Source organism: Leisingera sp. ANG-DT (assembly GCF_000813785.1).
Taxonomy (GTDB): Bacteria; Pseudomonadota; Alphaproteobacteria; order Rhodobacterales; family Rhodobacteraceae; genus Leisingera.
The window spans coordinates 105,539-123,281 of the sequence record NZ_JWLE01000023.1 but is presented as its reverse complement, the minus strand read 5'-3'; the positions used below and the strand labels follow the sequence as shown (position 1 = coordinate 123,281).

General features: G+C 62.1%; 17 protein-coding genes and 1 tRNA gene. 9 read left to right on the top strand and 9 right to left on the bottom strand.

The annotated features are described in order from the left end of the window. Window positions 1-40 precede the first annotated feature (40 nt). Complete coding sequence (gene rsfS / locus RA21_RS17390; RefSeq protein ID WP_039151226.1) at window positions 41-412, bottom strand: ribosome silencing factor; 372 nt, start codon at window positions 410-412, stop codon at window positions 41-43. A gap of 167 nt (window positions 413-579) precedes the next feature. Beyond that, entirely contained in the window at window positions 580-1,956 is a 1,377-nt protein-coding gene (locus tag RA21_RS17385; RefSeq protein WP_029204929.1) for a mechanosensitive ion channel family protein, read from the bottom strand. A 113-nt stretch (window positions 1,957-2,069) separates the two neighbouring features. On the opposite strand from RA21_RS17385, the gene RA21_RS17380 reads away from it, so the two are divergent. The 9 genes from RA21_RS17380 to RA21_RS17340 all read left to right on the top strand — a co-directional run bounded on the left by RA21_RS17380 (window position 2,070) and on the right by RA21_RS17340 (window position 9,382). Beyond that, the gene (locus RA21_RS17380; protein WP_039151225.1) at window positions 2,070-2,564 is read left to right on the top strand and encodes a DUF3592 domain-containing protein; all 495 of its coding nucleotides are present in this window, start codon (window positions 2,070-2,072) and stop codon (window positions 2,562-2,564) included. An 84-nt stretch (window positions 2,565-2,648) separates the two neighbouring features. Further along, complete coding sequence (locus tag RA21_RS17375; RefSeq protein WP_226429013.1) at window positions 2,649-2,747, top strand: isopropylmalate isomerase; 99 nt, start codon at window positions 2,649-2,651, stop codon at window positions 2,745-2,747. Between the two features lie 53 nt (window positions 2,748-2,800). Beyond that, window positions 2,801-4,204: a 3-isopropylmalate dehydratase large subunit gene (gene leuC / locus RA21_RS17370; RefSeq protein ID WP_019297358.1), complete on the top strand. Its 1,404-nt coding sequence runs from the start codon at window positions 2,801-2,803 to the stop codon at window positions 4,202-4,204. A 16-nt stretch (window positions 4,205-4,220) separates the two neighbouring features. Beyond that, entirely contained in the window at window positions 4,221-5,048 is an 828-nt protein-coding gene (locus RA21_RS22100; RefSeq protein ID WP_019297359.1) for a hypothetical protein, read from the top strand. Further along, window positions 5,048-5,653, top strand: a complete 606-nt coding sequence (leuD, locus tag RA21_RS17360; protein ID WP_019297360.1) for a 3-isopropylmalate dehydratase small subunit — start codon at window positions 5,048-5,050, stop codon at window positions 5,651-5,653. Before RA21_RS22100 ends, leuD begins: the two co-directional genes overlap by 1 nt. 373 nt (window positions 5,654-6,026) lie before the next feature. Next, window positions 6,027-6,863, top strand: coding sequence for a hypothetical protein (locus RA21_RS17355; RefSeq protein WP_029204930.1), 837 nt, complete (start codon window positions 6,027-6,029; stop codon window positions 6,861-6,863). Beyond that, the gene (locus RA21_RS17350; protein ID WP_039151222.1) at window positions 6,860-7,903 is read left to right on the top strand and encodes an endonuclease/exonuclease/phosphatase family protein; all 1,044 of its coding nucleotides are present in this window, start codon (window positions 6,860-6,862) and stop codon (window positions 7,901-7,903) included. The genes RA21_RS17355 and RA21_RS17350 overlap by 4 nt, the downstream gene beginning before the upstream one ends. A 125-nt stretch (window positions 7,904-8,028) precedes the next feature. Then, entirely contained in the window at window positions 8,029-9,132 is a 1,104-nt protein-coding gene (leuB, locus tag RA21_RS17345) for a 3-isopropylmalate dehydrogenase (RefSeq protein WP_039151217.1), read from the top strand. 173 nt (window positions 9,133-9,305) lie between these two features. Beyond that, window positions 9,306-9,382, top strand: a tRNA-Pro gene (locus RA21_RS17340). 93 nt (window positions 9,383-9,475) lie between these two features. Here the strand turns inward: RA21_RS17340 and RA21_RS22095 are convergent. From RA21_RS22095 to RA21_RS17305, 7 genes are all read right to left on the bottom strand, one after another. After that, window positions 9,476-10,681, bottom strand: a complete 1,206-nt coding sequence (locus RA21_RS22095) for a PAS domain-containing sensor histidine kinase (RefSeq protein ID WP_052257702.1) — start codon at window positions 10,679-10,681, stop codon at window positions 9,476-9,478. 94 nt (window positions 10,682-10,775) lie between these two features. Continuing rightward, on the bottom strand, window positions 10,776-11,696 hold the full coding sequence (locus RA21_RS17330; protein WP_039151214.1) for a LysR family transcriptional regulator: 921 nt from the start codon (window positions 11,694-11,696) through the stop codon (window positions 10,776-10,778). A gap of 14 nt (window positions 11,697-11,710) precedes the next feature. Continuing rightward, entirely contained in the window at window positions 11,711-12,754 is a 1,044-nt protein-coding gene (locus RA21_RS17325) for an ABC transporter ATP-binding protein (RefSeq protein ID WP_039151211.1), read from the bottom strand. Further along, window positions 12,751-13,746: an ABC transporter ATP-binding protein gene (locus tag RA21_RS17320; protein ID WP_029204931.1), complete on the bottom strand. Its 996-nt coding sequence runs from the start codon at window positions 13,744-13,746 to the stop codon at window positions 12,751-12,753. The genes RA21_RS17325 and RA21_RS17320 overlap by 4 nt, the downstream gene beginning before the upstream one ends. Window positions 13,747-13,750: 4 nt before the next feature. Beyond that, window positions 13,751-14,701: an ABC transporter permease gene (locus RA21_RS17315; protein ID WP_019297368.1), complete on the bottom strand. Its 951-nt coding sequence runs from the start codon at window positions 14,699-14,701 to the stop codon at window positions 13,751-13,753. Beyond that, complete coding sequence (locus RA21_RS17310; protein WP_019297369.1) at window positions 14,698-15,678, bottom strand: ABC transporter permease; 981 nt, start codon at window positions 15,676-15,678, stop codon at window positions 14,698-14,700. Before RA21_RS17310 ends, RA21_RS17315 begins: the two co-directional genes overlap by 4 nt. A 145-nt stretch (window positions 15,679-15,823) precedes the next feature. Beyond that, entirely contained in the window at window positions 15,824-17,383 is a 1,560-nt protein-coding gene (locus RA21_RS17305) for an ABC transporter substrate-binding protein (RefSeq protein WP_039151209.1), read from the bottom strand. Window positions 17,384-17,743 lie beyond the last annotated feature (360 nt).

Sequence of the window (17,743 nt, the reverse complement as noted above, 5' to 3'; positions counted from 1 at the left end):
CCCGCACGCCTGTGCGGGCCTGCCTCAAATCAGCCTTGGATCAGCCCTCGGCGGCCGGTGCTGCCGGGGTGCCTGCGGGCATCCACATCTTCTCAAGCTGGTAGAACTCGCGCACTTCCGGGCGGAAGATATGGACGATCACATCACCGGAGTCGATCAGCACCCAGTCGCCGGCATCCTTGCCTTCGACCTTACAGGTGATCCGGTACTCCTGCTTGAGCCGGTCGGTCAGCTTTTCTGCCATCGCAGCGACCTGACGGGTGGAGCGGCCGGAGGCCAGCACCATGTAATCGCCGATCGACGTCTTGCCGCGCAGGTCGATCTGCACAACATCTTCGGCTTTGTCATCGCTGAGTGAGGAGAGAATCCGCTCCAGCAGCTGTTCGCTGGTGGGCTGGGACTGGGCGGCCATCACGGCTGCCCCATTAACAGCGGCATCTGCCGCTTGAGGTACGGGTGACAGGACATAGTCCTCCTTGCAACGCGCCGCCAAGCCCCGGCGCCGGGCCTGTTAATAATGTAGCAACCGGAGGGTAACTTTTCAATAAAACCACGCCCCGGCGATGCAAGCCCTGTGCTTTATCCGTCATTGTCCGAAGGTGCAACCCTGACCGGCAAAGGGTCGTTCAGCATCCGCACTTCGCGCTGCGGGAACGGGATCGAAATGTCTTCTTCCTGGAACGCGTCCCACAGCGCCAGATAGACGTTGCCGCGGATGTTGGTGAGGCCGCCGGTGGGGTCGTCGATCCAAAACCGCAACACATAATCAACGCTGCTGTCGCCAAAACCGGTGATATGGCAAACCGGCTTCTTGCTGCCGTACTGCAGCACCCGCTTGACGCCACAGGCGGCCTCAATCGCGATCTTGCGCACCTTGTGGGGATCGTCGCCGTAGCCGGTGCCGAAATGCAGGTCCAGCCGCACGTATTTGTCGGAATGCGACCAATTCACCACCTGGGTGGTGATCAGATCTTCGTTCGGAATCAGGTATTCCCGCCCGTCGCGGGTCACGACTGAGACATACCGCGCGCCCAGCGCATTGATCCAGCCGAAGGTGTCGCCCAGCGAGATCACATCGCCCGGTTTGATTGATTTGTCCAACAGGATGATCAGGCCCGACACCAGGTTCGACACAACCTTCTGCAGGCCAAAACCCAGGCCCACGCCGATGGCGCCGGACAGCACCGCCAGGCCGGTCAGGTCGATGCCGATCGCCTTGAGCCCGATAAAGAATGCACCGCCGAACAGCAGGATCTGCGCCAGTTTGGCCCCCAGAACCTGCATCGACGGGGAAATATCGGAATTGGCACGGATCCGGTTGGCCGCCACCGAGGAGATCACCCGCGCCAGCGTCAGCATCACGCCCAAGATCACAACCGCCTGCACCACCAGGAACAGCGAGATCCTGAGATCGCCGAAATTGATGGCGACGCCGTCCAGCAGATGTATCGCGTCTTCGGTGATGCCCAGGATGCGCAAGGTGATCCAGGCCCAGGCGCCGTATTTCACGAGGTTCCGGAGCAGCGGATTGCCCACCAGCCGGGTGGCAAAGGAGACAATCAGCCAGGCCAGCGACAGGTTGGCGATGACGGTCAGCAGGCGGGACCGGCTGGGCCAGGTCATTTCCTGCATGATCAGGACCACCATCCAGATCAGCAGCACAAACAAGATGCCGCGGATCCGCTTGTGCACCACCAGCCCGGCCCGGATCCGCCAGCGCGGCCAGCCCTCGCGCGCCCGCAGCCAGTTGTGGAATGCGTTCTTCAGCGGACGAGCAATCAAGGTTGCCAGCACAAAGACCGCAACAACGATCCCGGCCTGGTACGCGTTCCAGGGCCGCAGCAGCAGCTCGAGCCCTTCTGATGCCAGTTCCCACAGCCGCTGGCCAAGCTCCAGCGCCTCGGCGGTGCTTTCGGCAATCGCGTCCCTGGGTGGTGTCTGCTCTTCCGGCTCCATTGCGCCCCCGTTTTCTGCCACTGTGCCGTTCCGCTGGGTTTCGATCAAGCCAATGCGAAGTTCTCGCCACCATTGCCGCCGTTTGCTAGGCTGCCGGAAAACCGGAGGGGCAGATGGCAGAAACCGTAAAACAACCGCTGTGGATGCGTTTTCTGATGTTTCTGGTGCCGGGGATTTTCATTCTGTTCGGCCTCATAGCCTTTCTCGACAACTGGCGGTTTGTGCGCCATGCGCAGCCCGCCGAAGCAGAAATTCTGTCAATTCGCTATGTTCACGGGACCCGCACGGATTCCGTCACCAAACGCACGGTCGACGACGGCGACTACTACCCCACAGTGCGCTACAGGGATGCGGCCGGCGATTGGTGGCAAGCGGAAACTTTTCTGCCAGTGTTCTTCACGCCGGAGGTGGGCCAGAAATTCGAGATCCTCTACCACGAGGAAAACCGCGGCTGGGTGCAGGAGCGGCATGGGTTCTTCACCACCTGGATGATGCCGCTGGTCATGGCCGGGCTGGGCATCGCCGGCGCCTTTGGCATGCGGTTTGCCCTGCGATCGATGTCGCGGGCAGACACAAGACGGCTGGCACAGAAGAACAGCACCGGCTGATGACTGCTTTGGCGCAGGACAGGCTTGGGCCGCCGTCTGCGAACGAATCTTGATTGCCGGCCTTTGCGGATGTATCTGACAGCCATGACCCTCGTATTGGCGCAAAAGATCGAACTGCAAGACCGCGCGCGGCTGCGCGAACGGTTCTTTGGCGCCGCCCGCACGGTCCTGGCGCGCCTATAAGGTGCTTGCCCAGCCCAAAGCCAGCATACCCAATACATCACGGGAGAGGACCCATGTCCCCCAAGACACTCTATGACAAGATCTGGGATGCGCATGTAGCGCATGAAGCAGAGGACGGCACCAGCCTGCTCTATATCGACCGCCACCTGGTCCACGAAGTGACCAGCCCGCAGGCGTTTGAAGGCCTGCGCATGGCCGGCCGCAAGGTGCACGCGCCCGAAAAGACCATCGCGGTGCCGGACCACAACGTGCCGACCACACTCGACCGCGCCAAAGGCATCGAGAACGAGGAAAGCCGCATTCAGGTCGAGGCGCTCGACAAGAACGCCAAGGAATTCGGCGTGCATTACTACCCGGTGGATGACGTCCGCCAGGGCATCGTGCACATCGTCGGCCCGGAACAGGGCTGGACCCTGCCCGGCATGACCGTGGTTTGCGGCGACAGCCACACCGCCACCCACGGCGCCTTCGGCGCGCTGGCGCATGGCATCGGCACCTCCGAAGTGGAGCACGTGCTGGCCACCCAGACGCTGATCCAGAAGAAGTCCAAGAACATGAAGGTGGAGATCACCGGCAAGCTGAAGCCGGGCGTCACCGCCAAGGACATCACCCTGGCCGTGATCGGCGAGACCGGCACCGCCGGCGGCACCGGTTATGTCATCGAATACTGCGGCGAAGCAATCCGCGATCTGTCGATGGAAGGCCGCATGACCGTCTGCAACATGGCGATCGAAGGCGGCGCCCGCGCGGGCCTGATTGCGCCGGACGAGACCACCTTTGAATACGTCAAAGGCCGCCCGCACGCCCCGAAAGGCGCCCAGTGGGAAGCCGCGTTGAACTGGTGGAAGACCCTCTACACCGACGAGGGAGCGCATTTCGACAAGGTCGTCACCCTGAAGGGCGAGGAGATTGAGCCGGTCGTGACCTGGGGTACCTCCCCTGAGGACGTGCTCCCGATCACCGGTGTGGTGCCAAACCCCGAGGACTTCTCCGGCGGCAAGGTCGAAGCGGCCCGCCGCTCGATCGAGTACATGGGCCTGACCCCCGGCCAGAAGCTCACCGACATCGAGATCGATACCGTGTTCATCGGCTCCTGCACCAACGGCCGTATCGAAGACCTGCGCGCCGTGGCAGACGTGGTGAAGGGCAAGAAGATCAAGGACGGCATGCGCGCCATGATCGTTCCGGGCTCCGGCCTGGTCCGCGCCCAGGCTGAGGAAGAAGGCCTGGCCGAGATCTTTGAGGCCGCCGGTTTCGAATGGCGCCTTGCGGGCTGCTCGATGTGCCTGGCAATGAACCCCGACCAGCTGGCCCCGGAAGAGCGCTGCGCCGCAACCTCGAACCGGAACTTCGAAGGCCGCCAGGGCTACAAGGGCCGCACCCATCTGGTGTCGCCTGCCATGGCCGCCGCTGCCGCGCTGACCGGGCGGCTGACGGATGTGCGTGAGCTGATCTGAACCTGAGGGGCCAACGATGCCGTCCAGCCCTTCCCTTCCCGCGGTCGCAAGCCTGTGGATCGGTGACAGCCTGAACTGGCTGCACGAACTGTCCTTGGCCAGTTTCGTGCAGCGCGGCCACGAGGTTGTGCTGTTCCACACCGGGCCTGCGGCACCGCCGGTTCCTGCAGGTGTCCGCACCTGCCCGGCGGCGGAAATCTGGGACCCTGCCAAGGCAGGGCACGGGGAGGCGCCGGCCTCGATGCTGTCGGATCTGTTCCGTCTTTACCTGCTGAAGCAGACGGACATGATCTGGATCGACACCGATATGCTCTGCTGCCGGCCGTTGCCGGACGCGGACTATCACGTCGGCTATGAGCCGACACGGTCGATCAATGGCGCAGTCCTGCGGCTGCCGAAAGGCTCCGCAACGCTGAACCATCTGCTGGACTGGTTCGAGGACCCTGAGTTCGTGCCGCCCTGGCTGGCCCGCAAGATCCGCAAGGAAGTGGAAGCCGCGCCGCCCGGCAAGCGCCTGCTGACAGCCTTTGAGCTGCAGCGCCCGTCGCTTGGCCCCCGGGCGCTGGACTACACGCTGAACCTGACCGGTGAGGTCGAGCACGTGCGCGAGCCGGACGTGTTCTACCCGATCCGCGGGGTTCTGACCGATGTGCTGTTCAGCGGCAGCTGCCAGGAAGACGGCTGGCTTACGGACAACACGCTGGCCGTTCATCTTTATGCATCCATGGTGCGCCGCTACCACAAGGCGCACCGGCCCGAAAAACACAGCTTCATCGCACGCCACGCGCAGGAGATCGGCTTCGATCTCAGCGGTTTGAAGCACCAGAAACAAGGAAACGAGTAATGGAAAAGTTCCAGAAACTGCAGGGTATCGCCGCCCCGATGCCGCTGGTGAACATCGACACCGACATGATCATCCCCAAGGTGTTCCTGAAATCCATCCAGCGCACCGGCTTTGGCAAGAACCTGTTTGACGAGATGCGCTATAACCGCGACGGCACCGAGATCGAGGATTTCGTGCTGAACAAGCCGCAGTACCGCAACGCAGAAATCCTGGTGGCGGGCGACAACTTCGGCTGCGGCTCCAGCCGTGAGCACGCGCCCTGGGCAATCGCCGACTTTGGCATCAAGTGCATCGTGTCGACCTCTTTCGCCGACATCTTCTTCAACAACAGCTTCAAGAACGGCATCCTGCCGATCGTGCTGCCGCAGGAGCAGGTCGATGTGCTGATGGCCGACGCGGAAAAGGGCCAAAATGCCCGCATGACCGTGGACCTGGAAGCGCAGGAGATCACCACCTCCGACGGTGAAGTGATCCCGTTCGAAGTGGACGCATTCAAGAAGCACTGCCTGCTGAACGGTCTCGATGACATCGGCCTGACCATGGAAAAGGCCGACTCGATCAAGTCGTTCGAGGACAAGGCCGCGCAGGAACGCCCCTGGGTCTGATCCTGCAGCCGCAGCTGAAACACCTGGAAACCGCCCTGTCCCTGGGCGGTTTTCTTTTTGCCCGCCAGATTCGCGCCGCATTTCCGCCGCAATTGCCTGTTGGCGGCCCGCTTGTGCGCCGTACGCGCAGCAACACAGCATCTGGTAGCGCGCCCGCCAAGACCCTCAATTTCCACCAAAACCCTGATGCAATCCGGCATCAGTGCAGTTACGAAAGTGGCCCAACACCTGCTGCGGCCTCTTGAGCGGAAAGCTGCCTGCCTGCCACAATGGGGCAAAAATGAGGCAGAGCACCCCGGAGCACTTCGCGGGGGGCTTCAAATCCGGACCCAAGAGGCAAAACGCCCGCGCCGGTTTGAAGGGAATGAATAACGTGTTTGCACGCATCACAGGCGCGGCGTTCCGCGGCATACTGGTGGCCATGCTGTTTGCGATGCCGACGCTGATTCTGCCGGCAGCCGCCACCCAGTCGCCGGAGATCATCCTGTTCATCGCGCTTCTGGGCTCAGCCTTGGCGTTCAGCGAATACGCCTCGCATTTCCCCAGCTTCGTCGAATTCCGCAATGCCCCGCCCATCAACCGGATGCGTTTTGCAGCGGCAGCGGCCACCGTTGGCGCGCTCAGCCTGCTGGCGGCCCATCCGCAGGCCCCGACCGGACTGACGGCGCTGGTGCAGCGGCTGGGCAGCTGGCTCGGCGGCCAGCTCGACTTTGCCTATTCCCCGGTGCAGCTGACAGTGCTGATGATGCCGCCGCAAGTGCCGGAGGCCGTGGTGCTGATGGTGCGGGATGCCGCTGGGTTGGCCAGCGCGGTTGCGGCAACTGCCATCGTTCTCTTTGCGCTGGTGATCCGGGTCGGTCACTGGCCGGTCGGCAGCGGCGCCTTCAACGTCTGGGTCAACCTGCCGCTGTTCGATCCCACTACCGGCGGCGACGTGGTGCAGCGGCTGCAGCGCGACGGCCGCGTCAACATCATCGGCGGCGTGCTGCTGCCCTTTGCCTTGCCTGCGGCGGTCAAGCTGGCCTCTGGCCTGGTGGACCCTGGCATGCTGGCCGCGCCGCATATGCTTATCTGGGTGATCAGCGCCTGGGCGCTGGTGCCTGCCTCAATGATCATGCGCGGCATGGCGATGCTGCGGATCGCCGGGCTGATCGCACAGAAGCGGCGTGCTGCCTGCGCTGATCCCGACGAGGCGCTGCAGACCGCATGAGGCGGCTGGCGGCGGGTCTCCTCCTGATCCTTGCCGCCGGGACGGGCTGGGCAGACACCCTGCGCATTGCCACCTTCAACACGGAACTGTCGCGCGACGGGCCGGGCCTGCTGCTGCGCGACATCCTTCGCGGCAGCGACCCTCAGGTTGCTGCGGTGGTGGAGGTCATCACCGCAGCACAGCCGGATGTGCTGGCGCTGCAAGGCATTGACTGGGACTACGAAGGCCAGGCGCTGGCGGCGCTGGCGGCGCGGCTGGCGGATCATGGGCTGGATTACCCCTACCGCATTGCACTGCAGCCTAATTCCGGCCTGCCGCCCTCTGCCCCGCTGGACATGGATGGCAACGGCAAGGCTGGTGAACCGCGCGACAATCAGGGCTATGGCCGATTCCGCGGCCAAGGAGGCATTGCGCTGCTGTCCCGGCTGCCGGTAAATCATGACGGCATCCGCGACTTTTCTTCTCTGCTGTGGAAGGATCTGGCGGGTGCCCTGCTGCCGCAGCATCCGGATGGCAGCCCCTTTCCCTCCGCCGAGGCGCAGGCCGTGCAACGATTGTCCGCTACTGGTCATTGGCTGGTGCCGCTGATGCCACCGGATGGCTCCCGCCTGAATGTGATGACTTTCCACGCCACCCCGCCGCTGTTCGATGGGCCGGAAGACCGCAACGGGCTGCGCAACCGCGATGAAATCCGCCTATGGCAACTGCTGCTGGATGGCCAGCTTGGGCCGGCGCCAGACGGTGCTTTTGTCATTGCAGGCGACGCCAATCTCGATCCCGGGCGCGGGGAAGGCCGCAGAGACGCGATCCGCAGCCTGCTGTCGGATCCGCGCCTGCAGGATCCGCTCCCGCAGAGCCCGGAAGCAGGCACAGACACCGTCGAATGGCAAAACGCGGGCCGCATGCGGGTCGACTATGTGCTGCCTTCTGCCGGTCTGACCGTGACCGCCAGCGGTGTGGTGTGGCCAGACGGTCCGGATGACCCCGCAGCAGCCGCCAGCCGCCACCGGCTGGTCTGGGTGGATTTACTGCTGGACTGATCCCCCCGCGACAACATCATTACGCGGGCAAATCCCCTTCTTTCCCCTTTATTACCAAGGGCTGTTATTGACCCTGCCCCGCTGTCCCGCTACGCCCTTGCCAGCTGTTATTTTGGAGGATCCCCATGCCCAACCCATCGATTCTGATTCTGCCCGGCGACGGCATCGGCCCAGAGGTCATGGCCGAAGTGCGCAAGATCATCTCCTGGTTCGGAGACAAGCGCGGCCTGCAGTTCGATGTGAGCGAGGATCTGGTCGGCGGCGCGGCTTATGACAAGCACGGCAAGCCGCTGGCGGATGAGACCATGGCCAAGGCGCAGGACGTCGACGCAGTGCTGCTCGGCGCGGTGGGCGGCCCGGCCTATGACGATCTGGACTTCTCCGTGAAACCCGAGCGCGGCCTGCTGCGCTTGCGCAAGGAGATGGACCTTTACTCCAACCTGCGCCCGGCGCAGTGCTTTGACGCGCTGGCGGATTTCTCCTCGCTGAAGAAGGACATCGTTGCCGGTCTGGACATCATGATCGTGCGCGAGCTGACCTCCGGCGTCTACTTCGGCGAGCCGCGCGGCATCTTCGAAGAGGGCAACGAGCGCGTCGGCATCAACACCCAGCGCTACACCGAAAGCGAGATCGAGCGCGCCGCCCGTTCCGCGTTCGAACTGGCGATGCGGCGCAACAAGAAGGTCTGCTCGATGGAGAAGGCCAACGTGATGGAATCCGGCATCCTGTGGCGCGAGGTTGTGACCCGCGTGGCAGCTGATTACCCCGAGGTCGAGCTGTCCCACATGTACGCCGACAACGGTGCAATGCAGCTGGTGCGCGCACCCAAGCAGTTCGACGTCATCCTGACCGACAACCTGTTCGGCGATATCCTGTCCGACTGCGCCGCGATGCTGACCGGCTCGCTGGGCATGCTGCCCTCCGCCAGCTTGGGCGCGCCTATGGAAAACGGCCGCCCCAAGGCACTTTATGAACCCGTGCACGGCTCTGCGCCCGACATCGCAGGCCAAGGCAAGGCCAACCCGATCGCCTGCATCCTGAGCTTTGCGATGGCGCTGCGCTACAGCTTCGACCAAGGCGCCGAGGCCGACCGGCTGGAAGCCGCGGTCGAGAAGGTTCTGGCCGACGGCGTGCGCACCGCGGACCTGCTGGCAAGCGAAGGCGTGGAGCCGGTCTCCACTAGCCAGATGGGCGACGCAGTGATCGCAGCGCTGGACGCAAGCCTCTGATTTCCAGTCGCTAATCCGGAACTAACAAAGCCCCGCCCGGCCGCCGGAGCGGGGCTTTTTCGTGCCTGTGGAGCCGCAGCCTGCAGTGCCAAAAAGAATTCCCGAAAACCGCATCTTTCTGTGGAATCGCCCTTGTCAAACCCCGCGCCCTGAGCTATTTCGCCCTCCACGGTCGGAGTGTAGCTCAGCCTGGTAGAGCACTGTCTTCGGGAGGCAGGGGTCGGAGGTTCGAATCCTCTCACTCCGACCAATAAAACAAGGCGCCTTCGGGCGCCTTTTTTGTTGTCCGGGACACTTGGCCGCAAGGGACAATCAGGCTCAGGACGGATGCCAGCCCAAGCAGTCAGCCTGCTGCCATGTCACTATCCGGTTCGGGCAGTTGCAACCGGATGCCCAGGCTGAACCCATCGGGCGGATTTTTCAGAATGGCGATGCTGCCGCCCATAAGCTCCGCCAATTCGTCGCAGATCGACAGGCCCAGGCCGGACCCGCCCTTGTGCTGGGAAACCGCATTTTCGAGCTGAGTGAACCGCTCGAAAGCCCTGCCGCTGTCCTCTGCCGCTATGCCGGGACCAGTGTCGAGCACAGTGATGCTGATCGGACAGGCCGCCGCATTGTCACGCTCCAGCGCTATGGAGACGCTCCCCTTGGGAGTGAATTTCACCGCATTGTCGATCAGGTTGTTCACGATTTGGGTGACCTTCGGGAGATCAAGAAGCAGCTGTTCCGGCACATTAGCTGCCGTAGACACCCAGGTGCGCAACGGCTTGCCGTAACGGCTGGCGCTGGCTTCAAGCGCGTCCTGCCATTGGACAACCAGACCCGCTGTTTCCACAGGTTTTGGACTGAATTCCACCGCATCGGAATCAATCCGTGCGGTCTCCAGCACGTTGACCAGCTGAGTCATCAGCATCTCAGCAGCCCGGTGCCCGACATCCGCCCGCTCTCGGGTCTTGTCCGAGGCGGTTTCATCGCTCTTGATCAGGTGCAGCAGACCAAGGATCACATTCAGCGGTGTGCGGATCTCGTGGCTCATCGTAGCCAGAAAGGCAGTGCGGGCTTCGACGGCAGAATTTGCACGCGTCACCTCCGCAGCCAAGCCGGTAATGGCCGCCGCCAGCTCGGCTTCCCGCGCCTTCAGCTCTGTCAAATCGTTGTGCGCACCCAGCATCCGCACCGGCCGTCCGTTTTCATCCCTGATCGCCAGGCCGCGGCAGCGCACCGTAACCATATGACCGTCGGCATGGCGGTAGCGGACGATCTGGTCATAGGGGTGCTCCGGGTCCTCCAGGTGCTTGTGGAAGTTCTCAAGCGCCAGCGCCAGATCGTCGGGGTGAATCAGATCCTGCCACTCTGACGCAAAGTGCTGCTTTGTCTGCGGGTCCAGCCCGAACAGGCGCCAGAATTCCGGGCTCATCCATTCGTGTTCCGGCTTTTCCAGGTCCCAGTACCAGAGGCCGTCCAGCGACCCGATTTGAAGGAAGTCAAAGATGGCATCATCGCTTTTAACCAGATCGTACAGCTCACGCTTGAGATAATGCATATCCATCTGCCTTTGCTCGTGTCCGGCCCGCAACTAGCAATGTCAGATTTACTGCACGACGGCCAGCGCAATCAACGGGCGACTGCCTTCTGCTGGCCGCTCAGGCCGCTTTCATCGCCGAGCGCTTCAGCTGCTTCCACAGCACATCCAGCGTCTGCTTGGTGCTGCGCGGATCGCGGTAAAGGCGGATCTCCAGGTCGGTGCCCAGCCGTTCATCCACAATGGCAAAGCGGCCGGAGGCGATTTCTTCGCGGCACAGGCTCAGCGGCAGCCAGCCGATGCCGAACCCCTCCTGGATCATCGCCTTGACGCTGTTGGCCAGTGCGTTCTGGTTGACGACAAACACTTTCTGCCCAGGCAATAGCTGGGTCAACGCAAATTCCTGCACCGAGCGCAGCGCCGACACCGCACCATAAGAGAGCAGCGGCACTGCGTCCTTGCTGCCGGGTTTGAAAGCGAACTCCGCCGCGCCGTCCGTGGTTGTGCGGGACACCGGCACATAACGGTCGGTCGAGAGCGTCAGATACTCGAAATTGGCGACCTCCAATGGCCCCAGAAAATCCATCGACGGGTGCCAGTAGGTCAGGATCACATCGCAATAGCCCTGCTGCAGCGCGCTAACAAACTGGTCGGCGGCCCAAGAGGTGGAGTTGAGATCGGTATCCACCCCGCCCTCGCTGGCCAAGGGCGCAATCAGGGTCTTGTAATGGGTCATGTAGAGCGACTGCGAGGCGGCGAAGCGGATCACGTTTTCGCCGGCCGCGTCGATGGTCTGGCAGCGCTCTATGGTTTCCTCATAGGTGCGCAGCATGATGCGGGACTGCGACAGGAACACCTCGCCGGCCGGGGTCAGCGTCAGCGGCAGCGTCTCGCGGTTGATCAGCCGCACGCCGATCTCATTCTCCAGTGCCCGGATCCGGCGCGAAAAGGCCGGCTGGCTGACATTACGCTCTTCAGCCGCGCGCGAGAAATTCTTGCACGCGACCAAAGCCTCGAAGTCCTTGAGCCAGATGATATCCAACTGGGCGTCCCGTCTTAACCGGCGGCCACCGCATCCAGCCTGTCTTCTTCGACGGCATGGCACGCAACCATGCTGCCATCGGGCTGGTGAATGGCCTTGGGCTTTTCACTCTTGCATCGTGCGTCCGCAAAGGCGCAGCGGCTTTGGAACGGGCAGCCTGTGGGCAGGTTGATCGGCGTCGGAATCTCACCCTTGAGGCGGATGTGGTTCGGCCGGTCGTCCTTCAGCTGCGGCACCGCGGACAGCAAGGCCCGAGTATAGGGGTGTTTGGGGCTGGAGAACAATGTCCGGGTGTCGGCCACCTCGCAAACCGACCCAAGGTAAAGAACCGCAACACGGGTGCCAAAATGCTCCACCACGCTCAGATCGTGGGTGATGAACAGATAGGTGAGGCCGCGGCTTTCCTTGGCTTCCAGCATCAGGTTCAGCACCTGCGCCTGGATCGACACGTCCAGCGCGCTGATCGGCTCATCGGCGATGATGAATTCCGGGTCCACCGTCAGGGCGCGGGCAATCGCGATCCGCTGGCGCTGGCCGCCGGAGAATTCGTGCGGGTAGCGCTTGGCCCAGCTGGGGTCGACGCCGACCGACAGCATCACCTCGGTCACCTTGTCGCGCACCTCCGCTGCCGAGGCGTTGGGATAATGGTGGCGCACCGGTTCTTCCAGCGCCTGCCGGATTGTCATGCGCGGGTTCAGCGAGGCATAGGGGTTCTGGAAGATCATCTGGATCTTCTTGCGCAGCGGCTGCATGCCGGACCGCGACAGATTGTCGATACGCTGGCCGCCATAGTGGATCTCACCTGCGGATGGGGTCAGCAGGCCGGCGACCAGCCTCGCCACGGTGGATTTACCGCAGCCGGACTCGCCCACCACGCACAGCGCCTCGCCCTTGCGGGCCTCCAGCGAGATGTTGTTTACGGCATGGACAGACCGGCTCTCGCGCACGATCTTGCCCTGCTTGAACTTGAGGGTTTCCAGAAAGCCCTGATCAAGGTCGAACCGTTTTTCCAGATTCTTGATCTCCAAGAGCGGGCGGTCGGTTTTTGCGTCACTCATGCCCGTGCCTCCTGACGGTCTTCATCGCTGTTCAGGCGCTGCACCTCGTGGCAGGCCACTTCGACCTCGCCATAGTGCACGATTTCCGGAACCCGGCTGCGGCAGAGATCAGTGGCGTATTTGCAGCGCGGATTGAAGGCGCAGCCGGCGGGGATGCTGGCCAGCCCAGGCATGTTGCCCGGTATCTGTTTCAGCCGCTGGCCCGGCAGTGTCTGCTGCGGCAGCGCGTTGATCAAACCTTGGGTATAGGGGTGCTGCGGGTCGTTGATGATCTCGCGGGTGCGGCCCGCTTCGATGATCCGGCCGGCATACATTACCAGCGTGCGCTCAGTCATCTGGCTGACCACGCCCAGGTCGTGGGTGATCAGGATCAGACCCACCTGGTTGGACTGGCACAGCTCCAGCATCAGCTCCATGATGTCAGCCTGGATGGTCACGTCCAGCGCGGTGGTCGGCTCATCCGCAATGATCAGCTGCGGGTCCAGCAACAGCGCAATCGCAATGATGATCCGCTGGCGCATGCCGCCCGACAGCTCGTGCGGATATTGCTCCAGACGTTCCTCCGGCGAGGGGATATAGACCTCGCGCAGCTTGACGATTGCAATCTGGCGGGCTTCCTCATGGCTCAGCTTTCGGTGCGCCATCAGGGTCTCGATCATTTGCTGGCCAATCGTCAGCACCGGATTGAGCGTCACCATCGGATCCTGGAAAATCATCGCCATCCGGTTGCCGCGCAGGTTGCGCAAGCGCTTGTCGTTCATCTGAACGACATCCTCGCCCTCAAACAGGATCTTGCCGGTGTCGATATAGCCCGGGCGGCTAAGGAGGTTCATCAGCGAGAACCCGGTGATCGATTTGCCGGCGCCGCTTTCGCCGACGATGCCCAGACGTTCGCCTTTGGCCAGGTCGAAGGAAATGCCGTTGAGGGCGGTGACCGTCTGATCGCGCATGGCGAATTTGACGGTGAGGTCGCGAACGGAAAGAAGGCTCATCGCGTTACCCCTTGTAGAGTTTCGGGTTCAGGACGTCGCGCATCCAGTCGCCCAGCAGGTTGATGACAAGAACCAGCACCACCAGCACCACGCCGGGAATGGCGGTGATCCACCAGCTGCCGGAGAAGATGTAGTCGAAGCCGGAAGAGATCAGCGAGCCCAGCGACGGCTGGCTCGGCGGCATGCCCAGGCCCAGGAAGCTGAGCGAGGCCTCGGAGATGATCGCGTTGGCGACCTGCACGGTGGAGATCACAAAGATCGGCGACAGCGAGTTCGGCAGGATGTGCCGCACCATGATCCGCATGGGGCCGAAACCCAGCACCCGGGCGCTGTCGACATATTCCTTCTTCTTTTCGGCCAGCACAGTGGCGCGGACAGTGCGGGCGTATTGCGGCCACTCCGCCACCCCGATCACTGCGATCAGGAACACCACCGCATATTTGTTGAAGGTGTCGGTTCCGAACATCGCCTGCGTCACCGCCAGGAAGATGATCGCCACCATCAGGGTCGAGAACGACAGCTGGATATCAGCAAGCCGCATCAGCAGGCTGTCCAGGCGGCCGCCCACGTAACCAGCGATCAGACCGATGGAGATGCCCAGGAAGGCTTGCAGCGCGACTGCGCAGATGCCGATCAGCAGCGACAGGCGGGTCCCGTAGAGGATAGTCGACCACAGGTCGCGGCCCTGGTCGTCGGTGCCCAGCACAAACTCCGGCAGCGAGCCGCTGACCCAGGCAGGCGGGTATTCCGAGTTCATGATGTCGATCTGCGCCGGATCATAAGGGTCATAGGGCGCGATCACCGGCGCCAGGAAGGACGCAATGGCGATCAGCAGGAACACAATCATGCTCACCACCGCCACCGGATTGCGGCGGAAGCTGTAGCCCATGTTGGAGTTCCAGATCTTGGACCAGCGCGAGGGTTCGGATTTCGGGTTCAGCGTTTCGGTGCTCATGCGCCCATCCTCGCAATGTTCACGGTCGGGTTCACCAGGCCATAGATCAAGTCGACGATGGTATTGGTGACCACGAAGATGAAGCCGACAACAATCAGATAGGCCACGATCAGCGGGGTATCGACGCGGTTCACCGCCTCAAGGAACATGAAGCCCATGCCCGGCCACTGGAACACCGTCTCGGTCAGGATGGTGTAGGCGACCATGGTGCCGATCTGCACGCCGCCCACGGTGATCACCGGCAGGAGCGTGTTCTTCAGCGCGTGCACAAAGTAGATGCGCCAGGGATTGATGCCCTTGGCCTTGGCATATTTGACGTATTCGGACTGCAGCACTTCCATCATTTCGGCGCGGATCAGGCGGACAAACAGCGGCAGCATGATGGAGGCCAGCGCAATCGAGGGCAGGATGATGTGCAGCCAGCCATCGGCAGTGGCGAAATTCGTCTGCCAATACCCCCAGACCTGCACGGTGTCGCCGCGCCCGTAGGAAGGGAACCAGCCGTATTCCACAGAGAACACAAAGATCATCAGAATGGCGGTCAGGAATACCGGGATCGAGATGCCGACAATCGACAGGCCCATGATGATGCGGCTCAGGATGCTGTCAGGCTTGATCGCGGTGTAGACGCCCAGCGGCACCGAGAAGCCGACGATGATCAGCGTTGCGCCGAATACCAGCTCCAGCGTCGCGGGCAGCTTCTTCAGGATCACGTCCAGCGCCGGCTCCTTGAAGAAATAGGAGGTGCCCAGGTCGCCCTGCAGCGCATTGCCCGCAAACCGCAGGTACTGCGTCACGAAGCTGTCGTTCAGCCCCATCTCGTCGCGCAACTGCTGGCGCACTTCTTCGGAAACCGACTGCCCGACCAATTCGCGCAGCGGATCGCCCAGGTTGCCCTGGATGGCAAAGGCAATCAGCGAGATGACGAACATCACGGCAACCGCCTGAATCACTCGCTTGGCGAGATAGGCAAACATCGTCCTGACCTTTGTAGAGTTTGGTTACAGCGCAGGTCGCAGTGTCCGATGGAACCGCGGGTCCTGCAAGCGCAGCCTTGACAGCCGCTTGTTGTTTAAAAGGTCCGGGCCGGCCGGGGGAGACCGGCCCGGAAGTATTCAGTGATTAGCTGCCGGTTTCGACAACCAGGTCACCGAAGTAGGGGAAGTTAAGCGCGTTCACGATGTCGGCCGAGTTCATGCCGGACTTGGAACCCCATGCCAGGTTCTGCCAGTGCAGCGGGATGAAGGCGGCCTCGTCGTACAGAATACCTTCCAGCTTCTGCAGCATTTCCGCACGTTTGGCCGGATCGGTTTCCGCGTTGGCGGCATCCATCAGCGCATCTGCTTCCTCGTTGCAGTAGTTGCCCGAGTTGTACTGGCCGTTGCCGTTGTCCGGGTTCGGGCAGGCGGTCAGGAACTGGTGGAAGTTCGCCGAGTCCTCGGTGTCCGAATGCCAGCCGATCATCATCATGTCTGCTGCGCGCTCGTCAAAGGTCGGCCAGTACTGCGCCTTGGGCATGGTCTGCAGGTCAACTTTGATGTTGATCTGTGCCAGCATCGAAGCCACGGCTTGCGCGATCTTGTCGTCGTTCACATAGCGGTTGTTCGGCGCCATCATGGTGATCGAGAAGCCGTCGGCATAGCCTGCCTCAGCCATCAGGGCCTTGGCTTTTTCCAGGTCAAAGCGCGGTGCCAGGGCTTCGTTGTAACCCAGGTAACCAGCCGGGCTGGCCTGCGCGCCCACGGTGCCGAAGCCGCGCATGATGCGGTCAACGATGCCTGCGTTGTTGACAGCATAGTCGATTGCCTGGCGGACACGGGCGTCCTTGAAGGCCTCGACACGGTTCTGGTTCATCTGGAAGGTGATGATACGGGTGCCGGGCATGGTGATCAGGTCAACGCCCTCAGCCTCTTCCACACGCTTCAGGTCGGTCGGCGGAACCGGCGCGATGAAGTCCACGTCGCCGGACAGCAGGGCTGCCACGCGGGTCGGGTCTTCTTTGATCGGGGTCAGAACGATCTTGTCGACATTACCCGCATCAGCGTCCCAGTAACCGTCGAAGCGGTCAAACACGACGCGCACGCCCTGCTCACGCTCGGAAACCACAAACGGGCCTGTGCCGGAAACGTTGCGCGAAGCAAAGCTATCACCGTGCTTGACGATTTCGCCCTTGTCTTTGCCGTCATCGGTGGTGCCGGTGTAATACGCGCTGTCCATCGGGAAGATGTAAGTCGCGGTATGCAGCACCAGCGGATAGGGCTCAGAGGTCTTGAGGTCGAAGGTCATGTCGTCGACGACTTCGACATCGGTGAAGGGGGCGAAAATCGCCTTGAAGTCGTCGCTCGCCTTCAGGCGGTCAAAGGTCCAGTCGACGTCCTTGGCGGTCAGCGCATTGCCGCTGTGGAAGGTAACACCGCTGCGCAGCTTAAAGCGCATGGTGGTTTCGTCGATCTGTTCCCAGCTTTCGGCCAGGCGCGGTTCGAACTGCAGGTCCTTTGTCCAGCGCACCAGCGGGTCAAAGACCATGTGCGACAGCTGCAGCGTGCCGCCGGACAGTTGTTCATGCGGATCCAGCGAAACCGGGTCAGCGTCATAGGCAACGCGCACGGTGGTTTCGGCATAGGCAACCGGTGCCATCGCCACCACCGCAGCAGCCGCCAGGCTTCTGACAAATTTCGTCATTAGGCATACTCCCCTGTGATTATGCCGCAAACGCTATCCTGCGCTGCGCAAACTGTGAAATGCCGATATCGCATAGGGTATGCAGGATGCACATCGGAGCTATGCGATTATTGAATATCTCTTTAATGCTATAGACTTAGGTGCCTGTAACATTGCTCAGCCTCACCCGCCTCTTTTGCATGAAGCACCCAAAACTGCCCCTCCTTCAGTTACTCAGCGGACCGCCGGAGGCACGGGTCAACCTGGCAGCAAGTGCTTCGCCGAAGGCTTTCTCCGACTGTTTATTAGCGGCGGACAATGGGGAGGCGCTGCAGCTTGGGGGGTAAGCCCTGATGTGGTATTGTTCGTCAGAAGTTACGT